This is a genomic window from Blautia marasmi (genome assembly GCF_900258535.1).
Taxonomy (GTDB): domain Bacteria; phylum Bacillota; class Clostridia; order Lachnospirales; family Lachnospiraceae; genus Blautia; species Blautia hominis.
Window position 1 is genome coordinate 337,284 of the sequence record NZ_OIWX01000001.1, and the last position, 24,400, is coordinate 361,683.

The 24,400-nt window shown below is 48.3% G+C and carries 23 protein-coding genes; 8 read left to right on the forward strand and 15 right to left on the reverse strand.

Annotation, left to right across the window (positions count from 1 at the left end; translation table 11 throughout):
• Positions 1–175: 175 nt before the first annotated feature.
• The 4 genes from hemW to gpr all read right to left on the reverse strand — a co-directional run bounded on the left by hemW (position 176) and on the right by gpr (position 5,822).
• Positions 176–1,318, reverse strand: coding sequence for a radical SAM family heme chaperone HemW (hemW, locus tag C6P39_RS01405; RefSeq protein ID WP_104802527.1), 1,143 nt, complete (start codon positions 1,316–1,318; stop codon positions 176–178).
• A gap of 28 nt (positions 1,319–1,346) precedes the next feature.
• The gene (lepA, locus tag C6P39_RS01410; RefSeq protein ID WP_104802528.1) at positions 1,347–3,161 is read right to left on the reverse strand and encodes a translation elongation factor 4; all 1,815 of its coding nucleotides are present in this window, start codon (positions 3,159–3,161) and stop codon (positions 1,347–1,349) included.
• Between the two features lie 145 nt (positions 3,162–3,306).
• Positions 3,307–4,629: a stage II sporulation protein P gene (locus C6P39_RS01415; protein ID WP_104802529.1), complete on the reverse strand. Its 1,323-nt coding sequence runs from the start codon at positions 4,627–4,629 to the stop codon at positions 3,307–3,309.
• Between the two features lie 287 nt (positions 4,630–4,916).
• Entirely contained in the window at positions 4,917–5,822 is a 906-nt protein-coding gene (gpr, locus tag C6P39_RS01420; RefSeq protein ID WP_095173832.1) for a GPR endopeptidase, read from the reverse strand.
• Between the two features lie 402 nt (positions 5,823–6,224).
• On the opposite strand from gpr, the gene rpsT reads away from it, so the two are divergent.
• The gene (gene rpsT / locus C6P39_RS01425; RefSeq protein ID WP_095173831.1) at positions 6,225–6,485 is read left to right on the forward strand and encodes a 30S ribosomal protein S20; all 261 of its coding nucleotides are present in this window, start codon (positions 6,225–6,227) and stop codon (positions 6,483–6,485) included.
• Positions 6,486–6,702: 217 nt separating this feature from the next.
• Here rpsT and holA read toward each other — a convergent pair whose 3' ends face one another.
• From holA to C6P39_RS01455, 6 genes are all read right to left on the reverse strand, one after another.
• Positions 6,703–7,680 (reverse strand): DNA polymerase III subunit delta, encoded by a 978-nt coding sequence (gene holA / locus C6P39_RS01430; protein WP_104802530.1) that lies wholly within the window; start codon positions 7,678–7,680, stop codon positions 6,703–6,705.
• A gap of 194 nt (positions 7,681–7,874) precedes the next feature.
• Complete coding sequence (locus tag C6P39_RS01435) at positions 7,875–10,088, reverse strand: DNA internalization-related competence protein ComEC/Rec2 (protein ID WP_158661422.1); 2,214 nt, start codon at positions 10,086–10,088, stop codon at positions 7,875–7,877.
• Positions 10,081–11,022 (reverse strand): GerMN domain-containing protein, encoded by a 942-nt coding sequence (locus tag C6P39_RS01440; RefSeq protein ID WP_187144021.1) that lies wholly within the window; start codon positions 11,020–11,022, stop codon positions 10,081–10,083. Before C6P39_RS01440 ends, C6P39_RS01435 begins: the two co-directional genes overlap by 8 nt.
• 15 nt (positions 11,023–11,037) lie before the next feature.
• Entirely contained in the window at positions 11,038–12,471 is a 1,434-nt protein-coding gene (locus C6P39_RS01445) for a sensor histidine kinase (protein ID WP_095173828.1), read from the reverse strand.
• 21 nt (positions 12,472–12,492) lie between these two features.
• Entirely contained in the window at positions 12,493–13,182 is a 690-nt protein-coding gene (locus C6P39_RS01450; protein WP_095173827.1) for a response regulator transcription factor, read from the reverse strand.
• Positions 13,183–13,230: 48 nt separating this feature from the next.
• Positions 13,231–13,917, reverse strand: a complete 687-nt coding sequence (locus tag C6P39_RS01455) for a ComEA family DNA-binding protein (protein ID WP_095173826.1) — start codon at positions 13,915–13,917, stop codon at positions 13,231–13,233.
• A gap of 196 nt (positions 13,918–14,113) precedes the next feature.
• Here C6P39_RS01455 and C6P39_RS01460 point away from each other — a divergent pair, with 196 nt between their 5' ends.
• Genes C6P39_RS01460 through C6P39_RS01490 form a run of 7 tightly spaced genes read left to right on the forward strand, consistent with a single transcriptional unit; the run spans position 14,114 to position 19,003 of the window.
• Entirely contained in the window at positions 14,114–15,079 is a 966-nt protein-coding gene (locus C6P39_RS01460; RefSeq protein WP_095173825.1) for a transglutaminase-like domain-containing protein, read from the forward strand.
• Between the two features lie 11 nt (positions 15,080–15,090).
• Positions 15,091–16,128 carry a type II secretion system F family protein gene (locus tag C6P39_RS01465; protein WP_095173823.1) on the forward strand — a complete coding sequence of 346 codons (1,038 nt, stop codon included), beginning with the start codon at positions 15,091–15,093 and terminating at the stop codon, positions 16,126–16,128.
• Positions 16,129–16,141: 13 nt separating this feature from the next.
• Positions 16,142–16,483, forward strand: coding sequence for a hypothetical protein (locus C6P39_RS01470; protein ID WP_095173821.1), 342 nt, complete (start codon positions 16,142–16,144; stop codon positions 16,481–16,483).
• A complete protein-coding gene (locus tag C6P39_RS01475) occupies positions 16,480–16,962 on the forward strand; it encodes a DUF4860 domain-containing protein (protein WP_104802532.1) in 483 nt (160 codons plus the stop codon). Before C6P39_RS01470 ends, C6P39_RS01475 begins: the two co-directional genes overlap by 4 nt.
• Positions 16,963–16,983: 21 nt before the next feature.
• On the forward strand, positions 16,984–17,424 hold the full coding sequence (locus tag C6P39_RS01480) for a hypothetical protein (protein WP_104802533.1): 441 nt from the start codon (positions 16,984–16,986) through the stop codon (positions 17,422–17,424).
• 18 nt (positions 17,425–17,442) lie between these two features.
• Positions 17,443–17,928, forward strand: a complete 486-nt coding sequence (locus C6P39_RS01485; RefSeq protein WP_104802534.1) for a hypothetical protein — start codon at positions 17,443–17,445, stop codon at positions 17,926–17,928.
• Positions 17,929–17,947: 19 nt separating this feature from the next.
• Positions 17,948–19,003 carry a type IV pilus twitching motility protein PilT gene (locus tag C6P39_RS01490; protein WP_095173813.1) on the forward strand — a complete coding sequence of 352 codons (1,056 nt, stop codon included), beginning with the start codon at positions 17,948–17,950 and terminating at the stop codon, positions 19,001–19,003.
• A gap of 394 nt (positions 19,004–19,397) precedes the next feature.
• Here the strand turns inward: C6P39_RS01490 and C6P39_RS01495 are convergent, their stop codons facing one another.
• The 5 genes from C6P39_RS01495 to C6P39_RS01515 all read right to left on the reverse strand — a co-directional run bounded on the left by C6P39_RS01495 (position 19,398) and on the right by C6P39_RS01515 (position 24,321).
• Entirely contained in the window at positions 19,398–19,604 is a 207-nt protein-coding gene (locus C6P39_RS01495; RefSeq protein ID WP_330406992.1) for a helix-turn-helix transcriptional regulator, read from the reverse strand.
• A gap of 1 nt (position 19,605) precedes the next feature.
• Positions 19,606–20,247, reverse strand: coding sequence for a DUF3796 domain-containing protein (locus tag C6P39_RS01500; protein ID WP_104802535.1), 642 nt, complete (start codon positions 20,245–20,247; stop codon positions 19,606–19,608).
• Positions 20,248–20,472: 225 nt separating this feature from the next.
• Positions 20,473–21,801, reverse strand: coding sequence for a replicative DNA helicase (gene dnaB, locus C6P39_RS01505; protein ID WP_095173804.1), 1,329 nt, complete (start codon positions 21,799–21,801; stop codon positions 20,473–20,475).
• Between the two features lie 31 nt (positions 21,802–21,832).
• Positions 21,833–22,279 carry a 50S ribosomal protein L9 gene (gene rplI / locus C6P39_RS01510; protein WP_095173802.1) on the reverse strand — a complete coding sequence of 149 codons (447 nt, stop codon included), beginning with the start codon at positions 22,277–22,279 and terminating at the stop codon, positions 21,833–21,835.
• A complete protein-coding gene (locus tag C6P39_RS01515) occupies positions 22,276–24,321 on the reverse strand; it encodes a DHH family phosphoesterase (protein ID WP_095173799.1) in 2,046 nt (681 codons plus the stop codon). The genes rplI and C6P39_RS01515 overlap by 4 nt, the downstream gene beginning before the upstream one ends.
• Positions 24,322–24,400: the final 79 nt, after the last annotated feature.

Below are 24,400 nucleotides of genomic sequence, written 5' to 3' on the forward strand. Positions count from 1 at the left end.
TTCCAGAGATAAACTGTAAAACTTTATTAAATTTCTATAACCTGTGTTCATAAAATGTTACTGTTTACTCTGTGTCCGGTAACACGCTCCGCGATGCACAGATATGTCGCCTCCCGGTACAATGGCCTGTAAACAGTAACCATAAAAAGTCACTGCCTGCAGAAATCTGTACAGGTCAGTCGAATAGGAACTCAGAGAGGACTGTATTACTGAGGAGCACCCCTTCTTTTGACAGATACAGCCTGTCCTTTTTCTCCAGGAGCATTCCATTTGACAAAAGTTTTTCCAGGGCTTTTTCATAGACCAGTTCTATATCCCTGCCAAAAATACGGCGGAATTCTTTTTTGGATATTCCCCTAGTTTTGCGAAGCCCTAAGAACATAAATTCTTCTATCTGCTGCGGTTCCTCCAAAAACTGTACATCCGTGCGCATGGTCTTCGGCTCTTTGCATTTTTCCAGATATGTATTCATATCCCCGGTATTGCTCATACGCATGTTCCTCACCATGGATGCAGCGCCGAGGCCAAGCCCCAGATAGTCACCTCTTTCCCAGTATTTCAGATTATGCCGGCATTCTCTGCCTTCCTTCGCATAATTTGAGATCTCATACTGGTGAAATCCATACTCTCCCAGCACCTCTTCCGTCGTCTCATAAATGGCTCTGCTCATCTCCTCGTCCGGAAGCAGTTCAGGATGTCCTGCATACGCTTCATAAAACGGGGTACCTTCCTCCAGGATCAGCTGGTATACGGAGATATGTTCCGGGGAGAGTTTTGCTGCTGTTTCCAGTTCCTCTGCCCAGGACTCTTTTGTCTGCCCCGGCAGGGAGGAGATCAAATCCAGGTTGATGTTTTGAAAACCGGCCTCTCTTGCCAGACGGAAGCTTTCCAAGAACTCCTCAAACGTGTGGATCCTTCCAAGCAGCTTTAAATTGCTGTTTCTGACTGACTGCAGTCCCATGCTCAGTCGGTTGATGCCGCAGTTTTTGTATGCCTGCAGTTTCCCGGCCGTTACGGTGCCGGGATTCATCTCCATGGAAATCTCCGGCATTTTTTCTATTTCAAAGGTATCCCTGATCGCTCCAAATATCCGCTCTGTCTGATCTGCTTCCAGACAGGAAGGGGTTCCCCCTCCCACAAAAACAGTGGAAACCCTGTATCCTTTCGCAAAATCACCGTAGCTTCGGATCTCTTTTTCCAAAGCCTGTACATAATTCTCTTTCTCCTCCCCGCTGCCTGCTGCGGATAAAAAGTCACAGTATCCGCATTTTTGCATGCAGAAGGGGATATGAAGGTACAGCCCCAAATCTTTTTTCATCTTATCTTCTCCTGTAATCTCCCAAATCCTATTTATCGTCCAGCTTCAGGACACTCATGAAGGCCTTCTGCGGAATCTCTACATTACCGACCTGGCGCATACGCTTCTTTCCCTCCTTCTGTTTCTCCAGAAGCTTTCTCTTACGGGAAATATCACCGCCGTAACATTTGGCAAGTACATCTTTTCTCATGGCCTTCACGGTCTCACGTGCAATGATTTTGCTGCCGATGGCTGCCTGGATGGGAATTTCAAAGAGCTGGCGCGGAATCTCTTCTTTCAGCTTCTCACACATTTTCCTGCCGCGCTCATAGGCAGAACCTGCAAACACAATGAATGACAGTGCATCCACTTCCTCTTTATTCACCAGGATATCCAGTTTTACAAGGTCACTGCGCTCGTAACCCAGCATCTCATAATCAAAGGACGCATACCCTCTGGAACGGGATTTCAGGGCATCAAAGAAATCATAGATTATTTCATTCAGCGGCAGGTGGTACTTCAGCAGCGCACGGGTAGTCTCCATATATTCCATCCCCTGATACTGCCCGCGGCGCTCCTGGCACAGATCCATGATCGGACCGATGAACTCTGTGGTCACCATGATCTCCGCTTTCACCATCGGTTCTTCCATGTACTCGATCTCAGAGGGGTCCGGAAGATTGGAGGGATTTGTCAGCTCTATCATCTCACCGTTTGTTTTGTGTACCTTGTAGACAACGCCCGGCGCAGTTGTGATCAGATCCAGATTGTACTCCCGTTCCAGACGTTCCTGAATAATTTCCAGATGAAGCAGTCCCAGAAAGCCGCAGCGGTATCCAAATCCCAGCGCCACCGAGGTCTCCGGCTCAAACTGCAGGGAGGCGTCATTTAACTGAAGCTTGTCCAGGGCATCCCTCAAATCCTGATATTTTGAACCATCTGCAGGATATACGCCGCAGTATACCATGGGATTTACCTTCTTGTAGCCCGGAAGCGGTTCTGCACAGGGATTCTCGTCGTCGGTTATGGTATCACCCACCCGGGTATCCTTCACGTTTTTAATACTTGCAGTGATGTAGCCTACCATGCCGGCAGACAACTCATCACAAGGCAAAAACTGTCCTGCCCCGAAATATCCCACTTCCACTGCTTCCTCTACAGCGCCTGTTGCCATCATGCGGATTTTCGTTCCCTTTTTCACGGTACCCTCTTTGATCCTGCAAAATACAATGACCCCTTTATAGGAATCATAGACAGAGTCAAAAATAAGAGCCTGCAGAGGTGCCTGGGCGTCTCCTTTTGGAGCAGGTATCTTCTCCACAATCTTCTCCAGAACCTCTTCAATATTCAGTCCCATTTTGGCAGAGATCAGCGGCGCATCCTGGGCTTCTATGCCTATAACGTCCTCGATCTCGTTCTTCACCCGGTCCGGTTCCGCGCTGGGAAGGTCAATTTTATTGATGACCGGAAATACATCCAGGTCATGGTCCAACGCCAGATAGACATTTGCAAGGGTCTGGGCCTCGATCCCCTGTGCAGCATCCACCACCAAAATGGCGCCGTCACAGGCGGCCAGGCTTCTGGACACCTCATAATTAAAGTCCACATGGCCCGGTGTGTCGATCAAATTAAAAATATATTCCTCCCCGTCCTTTGCCTGGTAGACAATACGGACAGCCTGGGACTTGATGGTGATGCCTCTCTCCCTCTCCAGATCCATGTTGTCTAAGACCTGTGACTGCATTTCCCTCTCAGTCAAAAGACCGGTCTTTTCAATGATCCGGTCCGCCAGGGTGGATTTTCCATGGTCTATATGTGCGATGATACAAAAATTACGGATTTTGCTCTGGTCAACTCCTGCCACTGCTTGATTCCTCCTGTTGTTTATCTCTATCTTTTCTCAAATTATCAGTTCTTTTTACATTTTAAATGGGCTTCCTGCATTTTACAGCAAGCCCATGTTAGTATAGCACGAAGGTTTGGGGGGAATCAAGCATTTCTTATGATGATCACTCCCCTTTTAAAACTTTATTTAACACATCCGCCAAGGGTTCCATGGCATTCATTTCCTCCTCCACGGTATTGGTCTGGGCACCGCATTCCACCAGGAGGGCTTTTGGCCGCAGATGCAGGTTATAGCGGTATCCTCTCAGATATATGGTGCGCAGCCATTCCGGGTAATACTGCTTTGCCTGGAGAGCGAGCTGCAGGGAAAATGCCAGGTTATCCTGAATGTAAGGGTTTGGCAAATACTCAATATCCCCGTTTTGGTTGGTACGGCTCAATCCGTTGAAAAACATGATCTTCGCAGTTGGCTTGCCGTTCACGTCCGTGACCAGGTGTTTATCGTCCGGCACGCCGTCTCTATGTAAATCAATGACTACCTCCACGCTGGGGTTCTCCTCCAGCACCTGGCTGATTTTGTCCTGTGCATAATTATATGCTTTGTTTCTGTCCAGTTTTCCGTCCACAATGTCAAAGGTATCCGTCACATGAAGCACATTGTAGCCGTATGTATCCCGCAGCAGCGTAACCAGATACTCCCCGACTCCCACAATGCTGGTACTGGGATCGCCGGGATTGGAATCAATAAATTCCTCCTGGGAGTGGCTGTGGTACACCAGGATCTGAGGCTGGTCGCTGCCTGTTGTCATTTTTAAATCCTCCGACACAAGTGCCGGGGCATTGAGCTGGTCACTGTTGATGCTGGTCGTCTTATCTATCGTATAAAAGTTGCTTATCACATAGTCAAAATCCTGGAACATATCAAGTGAAATAGGATTCACTATAGCATTGGCGGCAGAGGCCTCCTGCTGCCCTGCGTCTCCCGCGTCTGCTGTCTGTGTATTGTCTTTGCCTGTCCCGGCCTCCTGCTGGCTCCCGCCCTCTGTGTTCCCGGCGCTTTCCCTGTTCTCACTCTGGGCATCCACGCCTCCTGTATTTTCCTCACCGGAACCGACCGGTCCTGCCTCCTGGTTTTCCTCCAGCAGCTTCGCTTCCAGAAAATCGGAATTCTCCTCCATGATCTTCTTGTCTGTCTCCTGGTCTTTCTCCGTCTCTTCCATTTCTTTTGCCTGGATAGTCCCCAGAAACGGAAGCTGTTCCTCCACCTTGCTGCAGAGCCACTCCACAGGCGTCTGGGTCTTCACCCCCTCCGTCTCCAGGATTCCCGGCAGATACGCTTCGATGGCTTTCTCCTGGGCGTCCCTGCACATATTCACCAGCGTTTTTTTATCTAATGACATTCCTTTTATGAGAATATATGCTCCAACAGCACATAAGAGCAGCCACAGCACGATCCGCAGAAGCTTTCCATCATCCATCTTCTTCACCCTATCACCTCATATCTATATATGAGACAACTTACATGAATTATGCGTCCGGAAGAAAAANGGAATATATGCTCCAACAGCACATAAGAGCAGCCACAGCACGATCCGCAGAAGCTTTCCATCATCCATCTTCTTCACCCTATCACCTCATATCTATATATGAGACAACTTACATGAATTATGCGTCCGGAAGAAAAAAACAAGGACGTGTTTCCGGCTGCTGTCCCCTTACGATCCCACTTTCGTGTATCAGTGGGATCATGGGACGGATGGAGTGCAGGATGTTGTCAAGCCTGCTCGAATGCCATGTTCAGCCCCTCGGAAATAGTATAAGACAGGCGTTTTACGGTCTCATCCACATCCTTTGGGGTCACAAACATACTGTGCAGGGAAGGGGAGATCATTTCTTCAAGAAATTCTTTTTTCTCTGATTCTTCCAGCGTATCCAGCAGGTGAGCCATGGAGTCCTGCACGATCGTGGCCGCATCCACCACGGTGGGCACACCGATGCCGATTACTTTCACCCCCAGGGTTTCCTCACTCAGCCCGTTTCTGTGATTTCCCACGCCGGAGCCGGGATTGATGCCCGTGTCTGTGATCTGGATGGTCCGGTTCAGGCGCTTTGTGCTGCGCGCCGCCAGGGCATCCACGGCAAACACCACGTCCGGCTTTGTCTCATCCACCACCCCGCGGATGATCTCCAGAGTTTCCATACCGGTCTGGGCCATAACGCCGGGAACCAGACCGCTGATACTGTTGGCATACTCTTTCCCCATGCTCTGCACACCGTATTCCTGGATGACATGTCTGGTGATGTGCAGATTGGAGACCACATCAGGACCCAGGGCATCCGGCGTCACATCCCGGTTGCCAAGCCCTACCACCAGTGCAGTCAGTTCTTTTTCCACAGGTACCAGCTTTTTAATGTGCTTTGCCAGTTCTTTTGAAATCTCCCTGTGATAATCTTCATCCGGCACAGACATGTTGGGGGCTTCCAGCGTAATATAAACCCCCTGAGGACGTCCCATAGCTTTCGCTCCGTTTTCTGTCTCTATCTTCACCGTAGTGGTGCGGATATCTTTCTCCTCATTGTAGTCCTCCTCGATGATCACACCTCGGATCTCCACATTGTCCTCCTCGAATTTCTCTTTCGTCTCCAGTGCCAGGTCCGTGCGTATTCTTCCTAAAGCCATATCAATCTTTCCTTTCCAGATATTTATATGCTGCTATTCACAGGTACTGTCCCGGGAAGTGTTTTGCAAAGCAAAATCCCGGTTAGCCAGCGCCCAAATGCAAGTTATTGCATTTTGCACCCTTAAGGGCAGAACTGTGCACCGCGAAGCCTGCTGCTGTCCGCAGTTCTGTCCTGACAGAGCTGTGAACAGTAACATTTATGCCTATTTTTTGCATTTTGGGGGATTTTATGTATTGACATTTACATTTAAATCAACTAGAATAAAAAAGCATGTGGTACCGGCGTGTCCGTGTCTAACCGGTACAAAACCATAACAAACGGTAGAAAGCAGGGTTCGCAGGCTTTTTATTGTAACGAATAAAAATAATTATAGAAGAAATTAATTTTGGAGGTGTACGGTTTGGCAAATATTAAATCCGCAAAAAAAAGAATTTTAGTGAACAAAACAAAGGCTGATAGAAATAAATCTATCAAATCAGCAGTGAAAACTTCTATCAAAAAGGTAGAAGCAGCAGTTACAGCAAAAGATAAAGAGGCAGCTGCAGCAGCACTGCTGAATGCTATCTCTACAATCGACAAAGCTGCATCCAAAGGTGTTTACCACAAAAACAATGCAGCAAGAAAAGTTTCCAGATTATCCAAAGCTGTAAACGCACTCTAATCCTATAGACAGAATTTACAGATCCCGGCTGCCCGTCATCAGCCGGGATTTTTTTATACCCCTTTCCGGTCTCCAAATACCGAACGCTATTTTCAGATACACGCCTCTGCCGTGTGATTCTGCCGGGATGGAGCACCAGTTGCCCGCTATCCGCGCCGGGTGCACGCCTGACGCGGATATCAGGCACTGTTTACTGCAAGACTTATGCAGCGTTGTATTAGCTGCTGAATTTCACCAGCAGAAGTTCCACGCTCATCACATCATTCATATAGCCTGTCTTTACTTTCGCCTCTGTCTGTACACATTCCTCCACCGTGGCCCGCAGATCCTCTGTGCTGTACCTGTTTGCATAACCGGCATAATTTCTCACTACAAAAGGCTGGAGTCCTGTTCTCTTGGCGATGGCTGACTGGTCATATCCTTCCTTGGAAAGCTCTTTCACCTGCATGATCAGATTAAACTGGCGGGCAAGCAGAAAAAGGATCCTCATGGGCGGCTCTTTTAAGGACAGCAGGTCATAATACAGATCCAGCGCTCTCTTCTGCCTTTTCTCCGTCACGGCTTTGATCATGTCAAAAATATGATTGGTGATCTGTGTGGTGCACACAGCCTCTATATCCCCTGCAGTGATGACATCCCGGCCCATGGTGTAACAGAGAAGCTTTTCCAGCTCCTTTTCTATGTTCCCCATATCTGTCCCTGTCTTTGTCAGAAAAAGTTCCATATCCCCCTGGGTTATCTTCTTTCCTTCCCGCTTCATCATATTTAACACCCACCGGATCAAGGTTTGGGAATCCTGTTTTGCAAATTCCACGACTCTTCCGTACTTCTTTACTGCCTTGTACATCCGGCTGCGCTTATCTACTTCATCCTCCACAAAGATCATACAGAGGTAATCCGGCAGTTCCGCCATGTACTCCGGCAGATCCGTACACTGACTTTTGAAAAATCCCGTATCTTCCAGCATGATCACTCTGCGGTCAGCAAAAAAGGGCATGGTCTCCGCCAGGTCAATCACACTTTTAGGCTCTGTCTTTTTGCCCTCGAACAGGGAGAAATTCATGCTGTCATCTTCCGGCAGCAGGGCTGCCTTCATTCTATGTTTATACTGCTGTTTCAGATAGGCCTCCTCCCCGCAGAAAAGATAGACCTTTTTGAAATCCTGGTTTTTTATGTCTTCCTGTAAACTTTTCATTATAGTTACTCCTTTTGCTGCGCTTTCAAACTCCCGTGCAGATTAGATGTAACAGTTCAGACAAGCTGAACCGTTACGCATCCAGCCATTAAAAATCGCTTCGCCATGGGCCGGATGCCTGCCGGCACTACTTTTTCATACGGTCAGCGCAGTAAATGCGCAGACCTGTCTGCATTGTTACGATTAGATACCCTCTAGTTTACCATGGATTTTTTATGCTGAAAAGATACTTCTGATCTTTTTCCGTCCGTGACCAGAAACACGGCTCCCAGTTCTTTTGTCTGAAATATTTTCACCTTTTCCTGTAAAAGCCTTTCGGTCAGCTCTCTGTGGGGATGTCCGTAGCGGTTATCCTCCCCGCAGGATATGATGCCGGCAGCAGGCTTCAACGCTTCCAAAAAACGGAGGGATGTGGAATTCTTTGAGCCGTGATGCGCCACTTTCAGTACCTGCGCCTCTATCTGTTTCTGCTCCAGAGCCTCTGTGACTGCTGTTTCCCCCGCGCCCTCCATATCCCCGGTAAAAAGCGCCCTAAAATCCCCCAGAGACAGAAGAAGGACCTGGGAGGCTTCGTTGCTGTCTCCCTCTGTATTTTCATAGGGATAAAGACAGCGCAGTTCCAGCTCTCCGCTTTTGATCCTATCCCCTCCATAGAGATATAAAATCCGGCATCCTGCCTCACGCCCGTTCTTCTCTATTGCTTTGCGCTTCTCCTGTTTGTCATTGCACTCTGATAAAAAAAGCTTTTCTATCCGCAGAGTTGTCTCCCGGTTTCTGATGGCCTCCAGCAGCTCTCCGATACCATTTATGTGGTCATCATCCATATGGGAAAGAAAAATAGCGTCAACCTTCCGGATTCCCATGCATTTTAAAAAAGGCAGGATCCTGTAATTACCCACACCGGACACACTGCTGCTCCCGCCGTCGACGACATAGGTTTTTCCCTCATACATAACCACAGAGCAGTCCCCCTGGCCCACATCTAAAAAGGTGATCCTCAGTTTTTTGTCCGGTACCCTTACGAAGAGCAGAAAAACCCCCAGAATCAGGAGAAGATACCGCAGCAGAATATGCCGCTTTTTCTCCTCCTTTCTCCCCCACGCCGCCCACACTGCCAATAAAATATAATACAGCAGAATTTTCCACATTGCGGGCCTGCCTGTTATCACGGAAGCAAAAGGGATCTGTCTCAAAATCTGTCCCATAAAAAGATACATCTTTAGGAAAAAGGCTCCGGGCAGCATGAAAAGCTCTCCCAAAAACGGAACTGCCAGACCTGCCAGACACCCGAACACCCCGGAACCCAGCACGATCCCCACTGTAGGCAGCACCAGCAGGTTCACCAGAATCCCTAATACAGGCAGTTCATAGAAGAAATACATCTGTATAGGAATTGTGGCAAGCTGCACAGCCAGGCCGGATTTCAGTGCCATTGCCGTCTTTCTTTTTTCTTTCTTTTCCGAAAACGCCGGATAGACCACAGCCAGCCCCAGAATAGCCCCAAAGGATAATAGGAACCCGCTGTCATACAGATATCCCGGACTTTCCAGAAGCAGCAGCACTGCCGACAGCGACAGCGCGGAGAGCAGATCGTATGTCCGGCCTGCCGCCATGGCCCCCACTGCAAGAGAAAACATGATCACCGCGCGCATCGCAGAGGCACTGCTCCCTGTAAATATCCCGTACTGCACCATCAGCATGACAGAGATCCCCCCTGCAGCCGCCACCGGCACACGCAGTTTCCGCAGCAGCCGGAACAACCCCCATCCCAGAAAAGAGAGATGGGTGCCACTGATGGCAGCAATATGAAGAACTCCGTCCAGCTTCAGCAGCAGCTGGTCCTCCTTACCGATCTCCTGCTTTTCCCCCAGCAGCATCGCGCAGAAAATCCCTCCTGTGTCAAAAGGTGCCAGCTCCAGTATCTTGTCACTCAGGAAACTCTTCACCTGGCAGCGCAGTGCTTCAAAAGACCAGGCATCCGGGGGAAATGCTTTCATACTGCTGCCCTCCAGATACCATTTGATCTTCCTGGCATAATAATAGCTCCTTTCATTAAACTGCCCCGGATTAAAAGGAAGAGGAATCTGCTGCAGATCTCCGGTAAGGCGCACTTTTCTGCCCGGCCTGACGGTATTGTCTGCCAGATCATTTTTGATATTTACTTTTACCTGTTCTATGGAATATTTGTTAGGATCACTTAGAATTTTTACTTGTCTGATATATAGAGTGGTATAAAAAGAATTGCTTTTTGTCTCATAAACCCAGCCCTCAAGCACCGCATGGTCCGGGCTGCAGCCGTTTGGCAGAACCGGGGGAGCATTCCCGAAAAAGGGAACTCCCGCCAGGTTCAGACACCAGATGACTGCCATAAAAAGCAGGGCAAAGGCACACAGAGGCCGTTTACTCATCTGATGCATCCTCCACTAAGCTGTAATCTGCCTTATAAAGTTTATCCAGGCTCATGCTCTCCCGGAACGTGACCTTTGTCTCCCCCTCCACGGAAATCTGCACGCCGTGTATCTTGCACGCATCCATCAGGGAATTGACAATGGAATAAACAGGCAGCTCCTGCTGTACATTCATACTCTGGTTCATAAAGGTCTTGTCCAGGTTCACATAGCACACACCCTCCACAATAGATACTCCCAAAATCTTAGTATCCTTTGCAATGGTGGGCTGGGCATCCGAATCGCTGGGCGGACCTTTTATCAGTAACTCCACGATTTTTTTCTCCAGCGGCACATTTATGCTGTAATACCCGCCGCCGTTTGTCACCTTCACCAGCTTGTCACCGGCCTTATTGGCAAAGTACAGATTCACATCCGCATAGACATACGAATTGGGGTTCTCACCTTCATTTTCCACAAAGGTGTCCTTGTCCATGGCACCGTAGGCATTGCCGCTTGAATCTGTCACCGGCTCACCGCCCACCAGGAAAGTCACATTGATGACTCCCGGAATCTGGGTGAAGGATTTTACGATTCCTGCCCGCACAAGGATCTCCCTGGTATTCTTCATCTTGGTATAGGCTTCATTAAAATTCAGCACGACACCTCGTCCGTCAAATTCATACTCCTGAATCTTTACATCATCCGGAAGCAGTTTTATATAATCATCGCTGTCCACAGGCTCCGTCAGCTTTTTTGCCATCTCGCTCACCATGCTGGCGGTCACCCGCTCTTCCGGTACATAGTCATCCTCAACCAGAGCTTCCTCTGTGGGGGATAGGTAATACATCCTGTATTCAGCTTTCTCTGTATTATCCGGCATCTTCTGCTTCCCGCACCCTGCCAGAGCGCATACTGCCAGCAGAAGAATTCCCATCAATCCTATTTTCCTCAATGCTGCCACCTCCTTTTAAGCAATATAGGTCAAAGGAATTCTCACAGAGAAGGTGGTTCCTTTATGCTCTTCACTTTTTACTTTTACGGCGCCCCTGTGCATAACAATGGCATTTCTGGTGATGGCAAGACCAAGGCCTGTGCCGCCGATCTCTCTTGAGTGGGATTTGTCCACCCGGTAAAAGCGCTCAAATATCCTGTCAATACTCTCCTCAGGAATTCCAATGCCGGAGTCCGCAACAGATACATAAAAATATTTATGGTCAGCATTCAGCGTCACCCGTACCCAGCCGTCCTCCGTATTGTATTTGATCCCATTCTCCACCAGGTTGGACAGGGCCAGACTCAGTTTCACCTCATCCACCTCAGCCACTACCGGCCGGTAACTCTCCAGGATCAGTTCCACCTGTTTTGCCTCAGCAATCGGCTTTAACCGCTTCAGGATATTCTCCAGAAGCTGGTTGATGTTGACCTCAGCAATGTTTAAGTCAGAGGCTTTTTTGTCCATCTTCACCAGGGAAAGAAGGTCTGTAATGATCTTATTCTCCCTGTCTATCTCCACAGCGATATCCTGCATAAATTCCTGATACAGCTCCACAGGTACATTCTCCTGCCCTACCAGGGAATCCGCCAGAACCTTCATGGAAGTCATGGGCGTCTTCAGCTCGTGGGACACATTAGATACAAACTCCTGCCTGGATTCATCCAGAACCTTCATACGGCTTAACATCTTGTTGAAGGCATTGGTTATCAGCTCTGTCTCTGTATAATCAGGAACCGAGATCTCCTCATCCAGATATCCGTCCGTCAAATCCTCAATGGATTTGGTGACCCTGGAGAATGGCTTCACTAAAACACCGGCAAGAAAGTATCCGAACACCACCACAAGCAGACAGATGGCAATGAGAAGGAGATTCCCCCTCTGTTCCAGCATATCAACGCTGTCTGCGATCTCGCTGGTGGAAATACTCATGAGCATTACACCCTTGACTTTTTTCTTTCCCGGTACGGTCAGAGGGCTTGTAAGTTCAATATAAGAGTTCTTCTTATCATAATGCGGTGTATTTTTCTCCCCCTCAAAGGACCGGATCACCTCCTCTGAGAGCACATATCTTCCCACGTCGATATCAAACGTATCTTTGACGACTTTGAAATCCTCATTGATGATCAGGATCCTGCCATTGTAAATAGCAGACAGCATGGATAGCTCATTATTGATCACCTCCGATTCCGGATGATTCAGATAGTCCTCCTTCATGAGCTGGTTCCCCAGAATATCGCACTGGTTCTTTACATTGACGATCCTGATATCCACAGCCCGGTTCTCATAACTGTTCACAATGACATTTTCCACAATGATACTGGGAACAATGCCGATGACAATGAGGATCAGCAGGATCCGAAACCGCAGACTCTTAAAAAATGTATGTTTTATTTTTTTTCCAAACAACTTCACAGACTCCCTTTTTCCTTATACCTGAAAATAATATCCCACACCCCACTTGGTATGTACATACTTTGGCTCACTGGGAGTCTCCTCGATCTTCTCTCTCAGACGACGGATATGGACGTCAACCGTGCGCACATCCCCCGGATATTCGTAACCCCACACCAGATTCAGCAGATTCTCCCTGCTGTAAACCTTGTTTGGATTCTTTACAAGAAGTTCCAGAACGTCAAATTCCTTTGCAGTCAGATTGACTTCCTTATCGCTTATGAAAACCCTGCGGCTCTCGCAGTCCAGACGCAGGTCTCCCACTGTGATGGAACCGGTGCGCTCTGCCTGCTTCTCGTCCTTTTTGGTCCGGCGCATAATGGCCTTGATGCGGGCCTTCACCTCCAGAATATTAAACGGCTTGGTAATATAGTCATCCGCACCATATTCAAGCCCCAGTATCTTATCCATGTCCTCGCCCTTGGCAGTCAGCATAATGATGGGTACCTGGGAAAATTCACGGATCTGCTGGCAGACCTCCAGGCCGGTCATCTTGGGAAGCATAATATCCAGAAGGATCATATCATAATTGTTCTCCCTGGCTTTCTCCAGCGCTTCCTCCCCATCGTACGCGCAGTCCACTTCCATATTATCCTGCTCCAGGCTGAAACGGATTCCCTTTACGATCAATTTCTCATCATCCACAACTAAAACTCTTTTACTCATTTAATTATCTCCTCATCCTTAAGTTTGCCCGTTATGCCGGACTATATCTCAGTAAGAAATATAGTTTTTTATTTTTTCGTAGGTCTTGCCTTTGATGCCGGGCACCTGCTGGATATCCTCCGCAGATGAAAACTCCCCGTGTTCTTCCCGGTAGGCGAGAATTGCTTTTGCCTTTACCTCCCCGATGCCGGGAACTGTCTGCAGTTCCTCCTGGGTTGCTGTGTTGATATTTACTGTGCCTTGGGCTTCCGCTGAATCCGCTGCATCGGGCGCTGCACCGTTTGCCGGCAGATCCATATCTCCCCCGTCTCTTCCCGGGTCTTGTCCGGCCTGCCGGAATGCCTCTGTCTCCTCCCTGGTATAGATCTGAACCCGGCTGCCATCCGACAGGACAGCCGCCTGGTTCCACCAGTCCTCATCTGCCGCCTCAGCAAAACCTCCGGCAGCAGCGATCCCTTCATAGAGCCGCGCTCCTTCTTTCAGGTAATACACACCCGGCTGGTTTACAGCACCGCACAGGAATACACAGATCTGCTGTGGAGCCGCCTCCTCTTTGGGAACATCCGGTTCTTTTTCGGAATCTTCCTTTCCTTTTGGCTCTGCAGACTCCTTCGGTACACTTTCCTCCTGCTCCGGCCGGTCCCCGGACAGCAGAAGTGTTTCCTCCTGTTTTTGACAGGATGACATAAACAACACGGACAGCACAAGCAGTCCGAAACATATCTTCTTATTCATTACAGCATATCTCCTCTCAGCAGTAGGCTAAAAGGTTCCCAGTATGCATAACTATTTCTATTTTATCGAATTTAGCCCCATATTACAATATCAAATTCCATAACTTTTCCCTCATATTGCTTTATGAAGGAAAAAATGATATGATTAAAACAATTATTCAGAACGAAAGAAGCAGCAGACACGAGGAGGGTCCCGTATGACTCACAACCGTATATTCCATCTGCTATGCGGCATTTTAGCTGTTCTGTGTCCCGTACTGATCCTGGCCTCCTGTTCCGCGGCCAGCGCATCGTCCGGCTCCACAAAAAAATCCAGCACTTCCCAAGCAGAGAAAAAAGAAACGGTACGCCCCAATACGCCGAATGTCCATGTGCCCGAGGCGTCAGGAACCGCCGTACTTGGGGCAGAACCCCTGATCATCGACGTTTCCCACACAGACCAGGGCTACATTATGGCCCGGTATACAGGGGATGCAGCCAAGGCCAATATCCAGATAGACGGCCCTGACGGCATTAATTACAAATATTTCATAACCTCCGGTCCCTATGTGACCATGCCCCTCACTTCCGGGGACGGTTCATACACCATAAGCACATATGAAAATATAACAGGTGACAAATATGCAACACTCTACAGCGAAACCATTGATGTAAAGCTGGAGAGCGACTTTATTCCCTACCTGTATCCTAACCAGTATGTGGATTTCACCCCGGACAGCCAGGCTGTGAAAACCGCTCAGGAACAGGTCAAGACAGCCTCCTCCGATCTGGATGCTGTGGCGGATATCTACAATTACGTCATAGAGACCATATCCTACGACGAGGAGAAAGCCAAGACCGTCCCAAACGGATATCTGCCGGATTTGGACGAAACCCTTTCCTCCTGCAAAGGCATCTGCTTTGACTATGCCTCCCTGATGACCGCAATGCTGCGCTCCCAGGATATTCCCACAAAGCTGGAGATCGGCTATTCCGGCAAGGTATATCACGCGTGGATCAGTGTATACATCAAGGATGTGGGATGGATCGACAATATCATTGAATTTGACGGAAAGAGCTGGAAGCGCATGGATCCCACCTTTGCCTCCAGCAATAAGAACAGCAAAAAGATATTAAAATACATTGGTGACGGAACTAATTATACCGTACGGTATACCCGTTAGAAAGGAGCAGCATGAAAGTTTTATCCAACAATGAACTCTCAACCTTCTGCAGCCAGATGGCTCTCATTCTCCGCTCCGGCATCTCCTCCACTGAGGGGCTTACCATTATGCTGGAGGATGCACCCCAGGAGGAAGGGCAGCAGATCCTCAAAACAGTCCTGGAGCAGATAGAACAGACAGGCTGTCTCTGGTCCTCCCTTAAGGAAGCGCAGGTCTTCCCCAAATATCTGTGCGATATGGTAGAGATCGGAGAGCAGGCAGGCCGTCTGGATGATGTCATGTCAGCCCTTTCCGAACATTATGAGCGGGAGGATGCCATTTCTAAAAATATTAAAAGCGCTGTCACCTACCCTCTGGTTATGATCCTCATGATGCTGGCCGTTGTACTGGTGCTGGTCACAAAGGTCATGCCTATCTTTGAACAGGTATTTGAACAGCTTGGAACCGGCCTTACCGGCATCTCCAGAAGCGTTATGGGATTGGGGCAGGTTTTGAACCGGTATGCTCTGGTTTTCCTATTGCTTGCCGCTGTAGTGATCGTGCTGTTTTTCTATTTTTCCTGCACCAGCAAAGGGCGGCAGTCTCTTAAAAATTTTGCCGGACGATTTTTCCTGACCAAAGGCCTTTCGGAAAAAATAGCGGCTGCGCGTTTTGCAAGCGGCATGTCCCTAGCTCTTAGCAGCGGCCTGGATACAGACCAGAGTCTTGAAATGGTATCGCGCCTCACGGACCACCCTGTCATGCAGGAAAAGATCCAAACGGCCAGGGACCTGATCTCGGAGGGCACCGGATTTTCGGAAGCGCTTTCCAATGCCGGGATCTTCTCCGGGCTTTATGCGCGCATGGTCAATATCGGGTTCCGCACAGGTGCCATGGATGATGTGATGCGTCAGATTGCCGTCCAGTACGACGAGGAAGTAAATGAACGGATATCCGGTATCGTCTCCAAACTGGAGCCGACTCTGGTTGCTGTTCTGTCTGTGGTGGTTGGCATGATCCTTCTGTCTGTCATGCTCCCGCTCATGGGAATCATGTCCAGCATCGGATAAAGGGGGCCGTCATATGAACCGATTTCAAACTGAAAAGCGCCGTCCCTTACACAGACTGCTTCTGCCCGCCCTCGTATTCCTATGTCTGATGTGTTTTCTGTTCTACGGCATGTCCTCTGTCTCCTCCGCCACACAAAAGGAGGAGGAACGAAGCCTGAAACAGGCTGTCATCAAAAGCGCTGTGCACTGCTACGCCGTGGAGGGGAGTTACCCGGAGAGCCTCACTTACCTGGAAGAGCATTACGGGATTACTTATGACCATGACAAATACCTGGTCACATATGAAGTGGTTGGCTCCAACCTGATGCCGGATGTGGATGTCATACCATTAAACAACAGGGAGGTGGCACCATGAATCCCAGCCGGAACCAGAAACATTTTATAGATGTCCTTTTCACCCTTGGGCTGCTCTGCGTATTTGCCGCCTCTGCGCTGGCTGTAGTGCTCATAGGAGCACATGTATACAAAACCACAGCCGCCGATATGGATGCCAATTACACCACACGCACGTCCCTCTCCTATATAGCCGAAAAAGTACGCCAGCACGATGAATCCGGCAGCATTTTTCTGGGAAAAGTCGAGGACAGGGATGCCCTGATCTTTCTGGAGACCATAGAAGATAAGGAATATGCCACCTACATCTACGAGGATGAGGGATATTTAAAAGAACTTTTTACCCAAAAAGAGAAAGAGCCAAAGAAATCCCAGGGGGAATCCATACTGGAAGTAACGGATTTTACTATCCAGGAGGCATCCAAGGGCCTTTTTCGGTTCACGGCAGCAGACAGGCAGAAACATTCCCTGTCCCTGCTGATCCATGTACAAAGTGAGTGATCTGTCAGAAAGGAGATTCCAGTGAGAGAACGGCAAAATACAAGGTCCAGTCTGTTTTTGATCGAACTGATCCTTGCAATATTATTCTTTTCCCTGGCCAGCGCTGTGTGTATCCAGGTTTTTGTAAAAGCGCATTTTATGAGTCAATCGGCAAAGGAACTGACCCTTGGCTCCAGCTATGCCTCCAGTGCTGCTGAGGTACTGGCCCACACAGACGGCTCCTATGAGGCAGTGAAAGCACTTCTGCCTGAAGCAATGGAAACGGACGGGATCATTTACCTATGTTACGACAAAAACGGGGAAACCTGTGCCCAGAAGGACGCAGCCTATTATCTCTATATCGAACAGACCGCCTCCCCACACAGCAGAGAAGCCCGGATTGACTTTACAGACTTAGGCGGTGACAGTCTTTACCATCTGTCTATCAAAATCCCCGTAGCCCGCAAAGCCGGGACAGCTTAACAGAAAGGAGTCCGCAAAATGGAAAAAAGCAGAAAACCCATACTGGGGGTAGGCACATCCTCTATCCTGCTGATCTTTGTCCTGCTCTGCATGATAACTTTTGCTGTACTCTCTCTTGTCAGCGCCCGCTCGGATTATCGTTTGAGCCAAAAAAATGCGGAGCATACCAAAGATTACTACGAAGCGGAAAACAGGGCAAATGAAATCCTCATGACCATTGACAAATGTCTGGAGGAACAGTATACGCTTTACGGAAATACGGAGGCGTACCTGCAGCATGTAAAAACGGCTCTGGAAGATACCGATGGAATCGTATTTTCTTCCCAGATGGAAATAGAATATCATGTGCCTGCAGGAACAAAACAGGAATTGTCTGTAGCCCTTCTCCTGCCCGAAGATTTAAAGGAGGGGGACAGTTATTATCAAATCAAGCGCTGGAAGCTTGTAAATACAGAGACATGGCAGCCGGATGAAACACTGCCTGTATACGGAAGCGACACATAACTCAGGAAAGGAAACAGCAATGGATGCACTAACATTTTTAACTGAAACCACCAATACCGGTGCCTCAGACCTTTTTATCGTAGCAGGTCTGCCGCTCTCATACAAAAAGAACGGCTCCCTTATCACCATGGGAACTGACAAGATCATGCCGGCCCAGTCGGAATCCATGATACGTGAGATCTACCAATTGGCAGACAACAGGGATATCAATCGCTTTCTGGAGACAGGGGATGACGATTTTTCCTTCGCTGTCAGAGGGCTTTCCCGTTACCGGGTGAGCACTTACAAACAGAGAGGTTCCATGGCTGCTGTCATCCGCGTCATCACATTCCAGCTTCCCAATCCATCGGATTTAGGGATTCCGGATTCCATCATTGAACTGGGGAATATGAATAAAGGGCTTGTCCTTGTTACAGGTCCTGCCGGCAGCGGAAAGTCCACCACGCTGGCATGTATCATTGACGCTATAAATAAGACACAAGAAAAGCATATTATTACGCTGGAGGATCCTCTGGAGTTCCTGCACAGCCATAAAAAGAGTATTGTGAGCCAGCGTGAGATCAACACGGATACAGAAAGTTATATTATGGCTTTAAGAGCCTCTCTGCGGCAGAGTCCGGATGTGATCCTTTTGGGGGAAATGAGAGATTATGAGACGATGGCCGTCGCTATGACAGCCGCCGAAACCGGGCATTTGGTGCTGTCCACCCTGCATACCCTGGGGGCTGCAAATACCATAGACCGTATTATTGATGTCTTTCCGCCCAATCAGCAGCGGCAGATCGCTGTGCAGCTCTCCTCCGTGCTGCGGGCTGTCGTATCACAGCAGTTGGTACCTGATGTAAATGAGACGCTGATCCCCGCATTTGAGATCATGAAGACTACTCCGGCTATTAAAAATATGATCCGGGAGAATAAGGTACATCAGATTGATGGGCTTATTTATTCTTCGGCCGGGGGAGATATGATCTCTATGGATGCCAGTCTGCAGCGGCTGGTGAAAGAAGGAAGGATCAGCAGACATGAGGCTTTGGGACATGCTTCTAATCCGGAGATGTTAGGGAAGAGGATATAATGGAGAGACGGACGGGGAAGAGAGGGCGGGAGGGAAACTGGGGAGCGAAGCGTTCCGCTGTCCGGGAGCTAACCTGCTCCCAGGCACTAAATTCATCGGCAATGGCCTCTTCATTAAGTGCCTGGGGCAGGTGGATCTCCCGAACGCTCCACTNGAAATAAAAAAAGTTTTAGCAGCCACAAAAAAGTGAAAATACACCATGAAAATATGACAAAAAGACAAACCCGTTAGTCAGCTTATTTGCTGGGCTAACGGGTATTTTTATACTTAATCATCTGCAAAAGTCAGGTTATATTAAATGATAAAATAATTGTCAAGATAAAACGAAATTTTATAAGCCCCTCAACAACCATAAGCGTAATTTGTATTAGATCAATGGCTTTATTGGGGCTGGTCAATCAAAAATAAAGAGTTCTTCTATGGGAGTCTCTACGACTCTTGATATATCAATTGCCAGTTTTAAAGACGGGTTATACTGGGCTTTTTCCAGCCGCATGATAGTTTCGCGGCGGACGCCTACGGCGTTTGCCAATTGTTCCTGAGTCATGTCCTTTTTCAGACGGTATTTTTTCAGGTTACACGAAAATCCTTCTATGCCCATATTACTCTGCTTCCTCCGTATCATATTTGTACAGAAGATAGCTGTTCAGAAAGAGAACCAGGGCAATGATCAGGGAAGAGGACACTGTAAAAATAAGTGCCACATAGGTAATTCCAATATGGCTTCCCGCCATTCCCATAAACCAGGCCACCGCCCACAGAAGTCCAAAACCAGTCTTATAAGAAACCAGTTGTGCTCTTGTCTGTTCCTCCTTAAATCTTTCATCCATCAACGTACAGCTCATCTTTGCCTCATAAAAAAATCCAAAGAACCCAAAAAACACAAAGAAGAAAAACGGCCAAACCTGTCCCTGTATCATATAGGCCGGGATCCCAACAAACCCGACAAATCCAAAAAAACCAAACCACCCATATCTTGGATTCAGTTTCCTGGTCACCCCCTTAACAGCCGACCCGCCTTTTCTAAAATTTGCAGTCACCATACGAACCACCAAATACACCACATAACAAACAAATCCCACCGTTACAGCCATCAAAGGCAGATCCGTCCATCGGAACACATAACTCCCCAAATCAATAGGTTTCACTATCCTGCTCCCATTAAAAACCACATCAAACCCCACAGCCAAAAACTCCGCCAATATAAACCCCATCAACACAATCTCTCTCCAATTCCTCTTCATGATCCATCCTCCCAAAAGTGATATATTTATCTCTTATTAAGACAAATATATCACTTTGCCTCCCCCCTGTCAACCCTAACCTAATAAACATCATAGACAAATAGCGTAATATAATATCCCCTCCACACCCCTCCCGGCCCTCTTACCATTTCCCGTCCGCCCTCAACTCTCCCCCCCTATACAAAAAAGGCCCCATGGCCGCCTCAGCCACAGAACCTTTCCCATCTATTTCTTCATATTCACAAACTTCGTATAATTCGGCAGCCAAACCAAATTCACCGTCCCAATCGGACCATTCCTCTGTTTAGCAATAATGATCTCCGCAATATTCTTATTCTCAGAATCCTTATTATAATAATCATCCCTGTAAATGAACATAACAACATCGGCATCCTGCTCAATCGCCCCTGATTCTCGAAGGTCAGAAAGCATAGGTCTGTGGTCCGGCCTCTGTTCCACGGCACGGCTTAACTGGGACAGCGCCACCACCGGCACGCTCAGTTCCCTTGCCAGCGCCTTCAGGGACCTGGAAATATCAGAAATCTCCTGCTGCCGGGACTCGCTCCTGCCGCTTCCTGACATCAGCTGCAGGTAGTCAATAAAAATAACTCCCAGATTCTGCTCCAGCTTATACTTCCTGCACTTTGACCGCAGCTCCGAAATGGAAATACCCGGTGTATCATCAATGATCATATTGGAAGACCCAATAATATTAGCGCCCTCGATCAGCTTTGCCCAGTCCTCATCCTCCAGATTACCTGTACGGATACTCTGGGAATCCACTTTTGACTCCAATGACAGCAGACGGTTTACAAGCTGTTCCTTTGACATCTCCAGACTGAAGATCGCCGTGGTAACACCACTCTTAAATGCCATATACTGGGCAATATTCAGTACGAACGCCGTTTTACCCATGGAGGGCCTGGCCGCTACCAGAATCAGGTCTGATGGCTGAAAACCGGACATCTTGTAATCCAGGTCAATAAATCCTGTGGGGATACCGGTAACACTCCCCTTTGTCCTGGATGCCTTCTCAATCTTCTCAATGGCATTCAGGACCACATCTTTTATAGGAACAAATTCATCACTGCTCTTCCTCTGTACCAGGTCAAAAATCTTCTTTTCCGTGATCTCAAGAATATCCTGTGTCCGCTCATTGCCAAGATAACAGGTATTGGCGATCTCCTCTGTGGTCTTGATCAGTTTGCGCAGCATTGCCTTTTCAGACACAATCTCCGCATAATACTTTACGTTCACAGAGGTGGGCACTGCTGCCACCAGTTCCCCTACAAATTCCATACTGGAAATCTCAGGCGGCACATCCAGTTCTTTCAGCCTGTTCTGGAGTGTGACCAGATCCACAGGTTTGTTCTCATTGTAGAGCTCCACCATGGCCTCAAAAACAATGCCGTACTGCTGCTGATAAAAATCATCACCTGTAATGATCTCTGATGCGGTCACAATGGCATCTTTGTTGGTGATCATGGAACCGATAACCGACTGCTCCGCTTCAATGCTGTGGGGCATGATCCTCTTTATAAGTGCTTCATCCATGACAGGTTATGGCTCCTTTCCTTTGGAAGGCTTACGCTTCCTTCACAACGACTTTCAGCTCTGCTGTCACTTTAGGATGCAGACGGATGGGCACTTTTGTGGTACCCAGCTCTTTGATGGGGGAAGAAAGCTGCATTTTCTTCTTATCAATGTCATATCCAAGCTGCTCTTTTGCCGCTTCAGCCAGCTCTTTTGTTGAGACAGAACCAAAAGTACGGCCGTTTTCCCCTACTTTTATGGATACCGTCACTTCTTTTGTCTCCAGCTCTGCCTTGAAAGCCTGTGCCGCGTCAAGCTGCTCTTTTGCCACTTTGTCCTCATGGGCTCTCTGGAGTTTTAAATCATTGATGTTCTTGGATGTAGCCTCCAGGCCCAGTTTCTTGGGAAACAGCATGTTCCTGGCATATCCGTCGCTTACATTTACAATGTCACCCTTTTTACCCAGGGATTTTACGTCTTCTACTAAAATCACTTTCATATCTCTATGTCTCCTTCCTTGATCATCTGGTCAATGGTCTCTTTCAGTTTGATGATGGCGATCTCCATCTCCTCATCCTTTAACTGTGCTCCGGCCATATTAATATGACCTCCGCCGCCCAGGCGTTCCATGATAAGCTGTACATTCACCTCATCAATGGCACGGGCACTGAAATAAATCGTATGGTTGTAGTCTGTGAGCACAAAAGATGCCCGCACACTGCTGATATTCAAAAGTTCATTGGCTGCCTGGGACGCCACGATGGTAGGGCTGTCCAAGCCCTGGCTTGGGCAGACTGCAATGGCAAAATAATTCCGGTAAGTCTCCACATGACGGATCGCCTCAGCCTTCGCCCTGTAGGAAGCCACATCATCCCGGAACATCTTGCGCACCCGGGTCACATCCGCGCCGCAGCGGCGCAAAAACGCAGCAGCCTCAAAAGTCCTCACCCCGGTTTTGGCCGTGAAATTATTGGTATCAATAATGATGCCGGAGTAAAGAGCATCTGCCTCTATGTTGTAAATTCTGATATCGTCAGAGAAATACTGCAGGATCTCCGCAACCATTTCACAGGCCGAAGACGCAAAAGGCTCAATATAAGAAAGCACCGCGTTGGAAATCACCTCCGCACCCTGGCGGTGATGATCCAGAACCACGATCGTCTTAGTCTTGGAAAGCAGCTCCTCACACTCCGTATAACTTGGCTTGTTGGTATCCACCACGACCACAACGGTGTTGTTGTCCACAATATCAAGAGCTTCTGCACTGTCCACAAACATATGCTCATCATAATCCGGATTATTGATGAAATTCTCAATGATCGGACGCACAGACATGGTCGGATTATTTACTACAATATGTGCCCTCTTATTCAGGGATTTCGCTGCCCTGTAAATACCGATCCCGGCGCCGATGGAGTCCACATCCGAAATCTTGTGTCCCATGACCACCACTTTATCCTTGGCAACCATGAACTCTTTCAGTGCATGGGCTTTTACACGGGCCTTTACGCGGGTATTCTTGCCCATCTGCTGAGATTTCCCGCCAAAATATGTCATGCTCTCTTTGTCCTTGATAACCACCTGGTCACCGCCGCGTCCAAGGGCAAGGTCAATGGCGATCCTGGAATACTCATAATTCTGCGCATAGCTGGGCGCATTGATGCCGATACCGATACTGATCGTCACAGCCATATCGTTTCCAATGTTGACCGTCTTTACATCCTCCAGGATATTGAACCGCTTCTTCTTCAGTTCCTCAAGAGAGCGCTGGCGCATAACAAGGATAAACTTGTCCTTCTCCAGCTTTTTCACGAGGCAGTCCACCTCACTGAAATACTTGTTCAGCTTCCTCTCTATCAGGGCAACCAAAAGTGAACGGCGCACTTCCTCCACACTATTCAGTGCCTCGTCGTAATTGTCCAGATACAGAAGCCCTGTAACCAGCTTTTCGTCCTCTGTCCTGCGGATGTAACGGTTGATCTCCGTCTCATCAAAGAGATAAAGTGCTGTGAGGAAATTCTCGTCCTCCGCCTCCACCAGGCCTGAATCTTCCAGAAGTTTCTGGATGGAAATTCTGCGCATGGATGCACGGTAATCCTTCTCAGCGAACTGGAACACTACCTCAGACGCATCCTCCTTCGGCAGAGTGTCCACTGTGATCTCAGGAAACAGGGTGGTGATTGATTTTCTATACTTCCGTGGCTTTTCACACAAGGCGGAAAATGCATCATTCATCCACATCAGCTTTCCCTTGCTGTCCAGCAGTGCATAAGGAACGATAAATTCCTTCAGCAGGCTTCTCTGCACCTGCCCGTACTGGGTAGCAAAAGAGATCAGCTCATTCATGATGATGGCACGGCTGTGGTGATATAAGAAAATAACTATCAGCAAATAAACAGCCAAAAATCCACTGGCAACAGCGCCAGCCCGCCTGTTGATGCGGAACACACTAATATCCATGAGAATCAGAAGGACTGCCAGAATTACCGGCCACTGCATGTACAGCTTCAACTGACCTTTAATCTTAATTTTCCCATTCATATCCTCTTACCTGCCAATTTCTCTACTTTGTCCGGTCTCCTATTATGCCTTGCCGGATGAAAATGTACTTTAACATTAT

What these genes read in the sequence shown, in the direction of transcription:
- hemW (WP_104802527.1), bottom strand. Translation starts at nt 1,318, where the DNA reads ATGAAAAAAGATTTGGGGCTGTACCTTCATATCCCCTTCTGCATGCAA.
- gpr (WP_095173832.1), bottom strand. Translation starts at nt 5,822, where the DNA reads ATGGCTTTAGGAAGAATACGCACGGACCTGGCACTGGAGACGAAAGAG.
- holA (WP_104802530.1), bottom strand. Translation starts at nt 7,680, where the DNA reads ATGAAAAGTTTACAGGAAGACATAAAAAACCAGGATTTCAAAAAGGTC.
- C6P39_RS01435 (WP_158661422.1), bottom strand. Translation starts at nt 10,088, where the DNA reads ATGAGTAAACGGCCTCTGTGTGCCTTTGCCCTGCTTTTTATGGCAGTC.
- C6P39_RS01450 (WP_095173827.1), bottom strand. Translation starts at nt 13,182, where the DNA reads ATGAGTAAAAGAGTTTTAGTTGTGGATGATGAGAAATTGATCGTAAAG.
- C6P39_RS01455 (WP_095173826.1), bottom strand. Translation starts at nt 13,917, where the DNA reads ATGAATAAGAAGATATGTTTCGGACTGCTTGTGCTGTCCGTGTTGTTT.
- C6P39_RS01460 (WP_095173825.1), top strand. Translation starts at nt 14,114, where the DNA reads ATGACTCACAACCGTATATTCCATCTGCTATGCGGCATTTTAGCTGTT.
- C6P39_RS01465 (WP_095173823.1), top strand. Translation starts at nt 15,091, where the DNA reads ATGAAAGTTTTATCCAACAATGAACTCTCAACCTTCTGCAGCCAGATG.
- C6P39_RS01470 (WP_095173821.1), top strand. Translation starts at nt 16,142, where the DNA reads ATGAACCGATTTCAAACTGAAAAGCGCCGTCCCTTACACAGACTGCTT.
- C6P39_RS01475 (WP_104802532.1), top strand. Translation starts at nt 16,480, where the DNA reads ATGAATCCCAGCCGGAACCAGAAACATTTTATAGATGTCCTTTTCACC.
- C6P39_RS01485 (WP_104802534.1), top strand. Translation starts at nt 17,443, where the DNA reads ATGGAAAAAAGCAGAAAACCCATACTGGGGGTAGGCACATCCTCTATC.
- C6P39_RS01490 (WP_095173813.1), top strand. Translation starts at nt 17,948, where the DNA reads ATGGATGCACTAACATTTTTAACTGAAACCACCAATACCGGTGCCTCA.
- C6P39_RS01495 (WP_330406992.1), bottom strand. Translation starts at nt 19,604, where the DNA reads ATGGGCATAGAAGGATTTTCGTGTAACCTGAAAAAATACCGTCTGAAA.
- C6P39_RS01500 (WP_104802535.1), bottom strand. Translation starts at nt 20,247, where the DNA reads ATGAAGAGGAATTGGAGAGAGATTGTGTTGATGGGGTTTATATTGGCG.
- dnaB (WP_095173804.1), bottom strand. Translation starts at nt 21,801, where the DNA reads ATGGATGAAGCACTTATAAAGAGGATCATGCCCCACAGCATTGAAGCG.
- rplI (WP_095173802.1), bottom strand. Translation starts at nt 22,279, where the DNA reads ATGAAAGTGATTTTAGTAGAAGACGTAAAATCCCTGGGTAAAAAGGGT.
- C6P39_RS01515 (WP_095173799.1), bottom strand. Translation starts at nt 24,321, where the DNA reads ATGAATGGGAAAATTAAGATTAAAGGTCAGTTGAAGCTGTACATGCAG.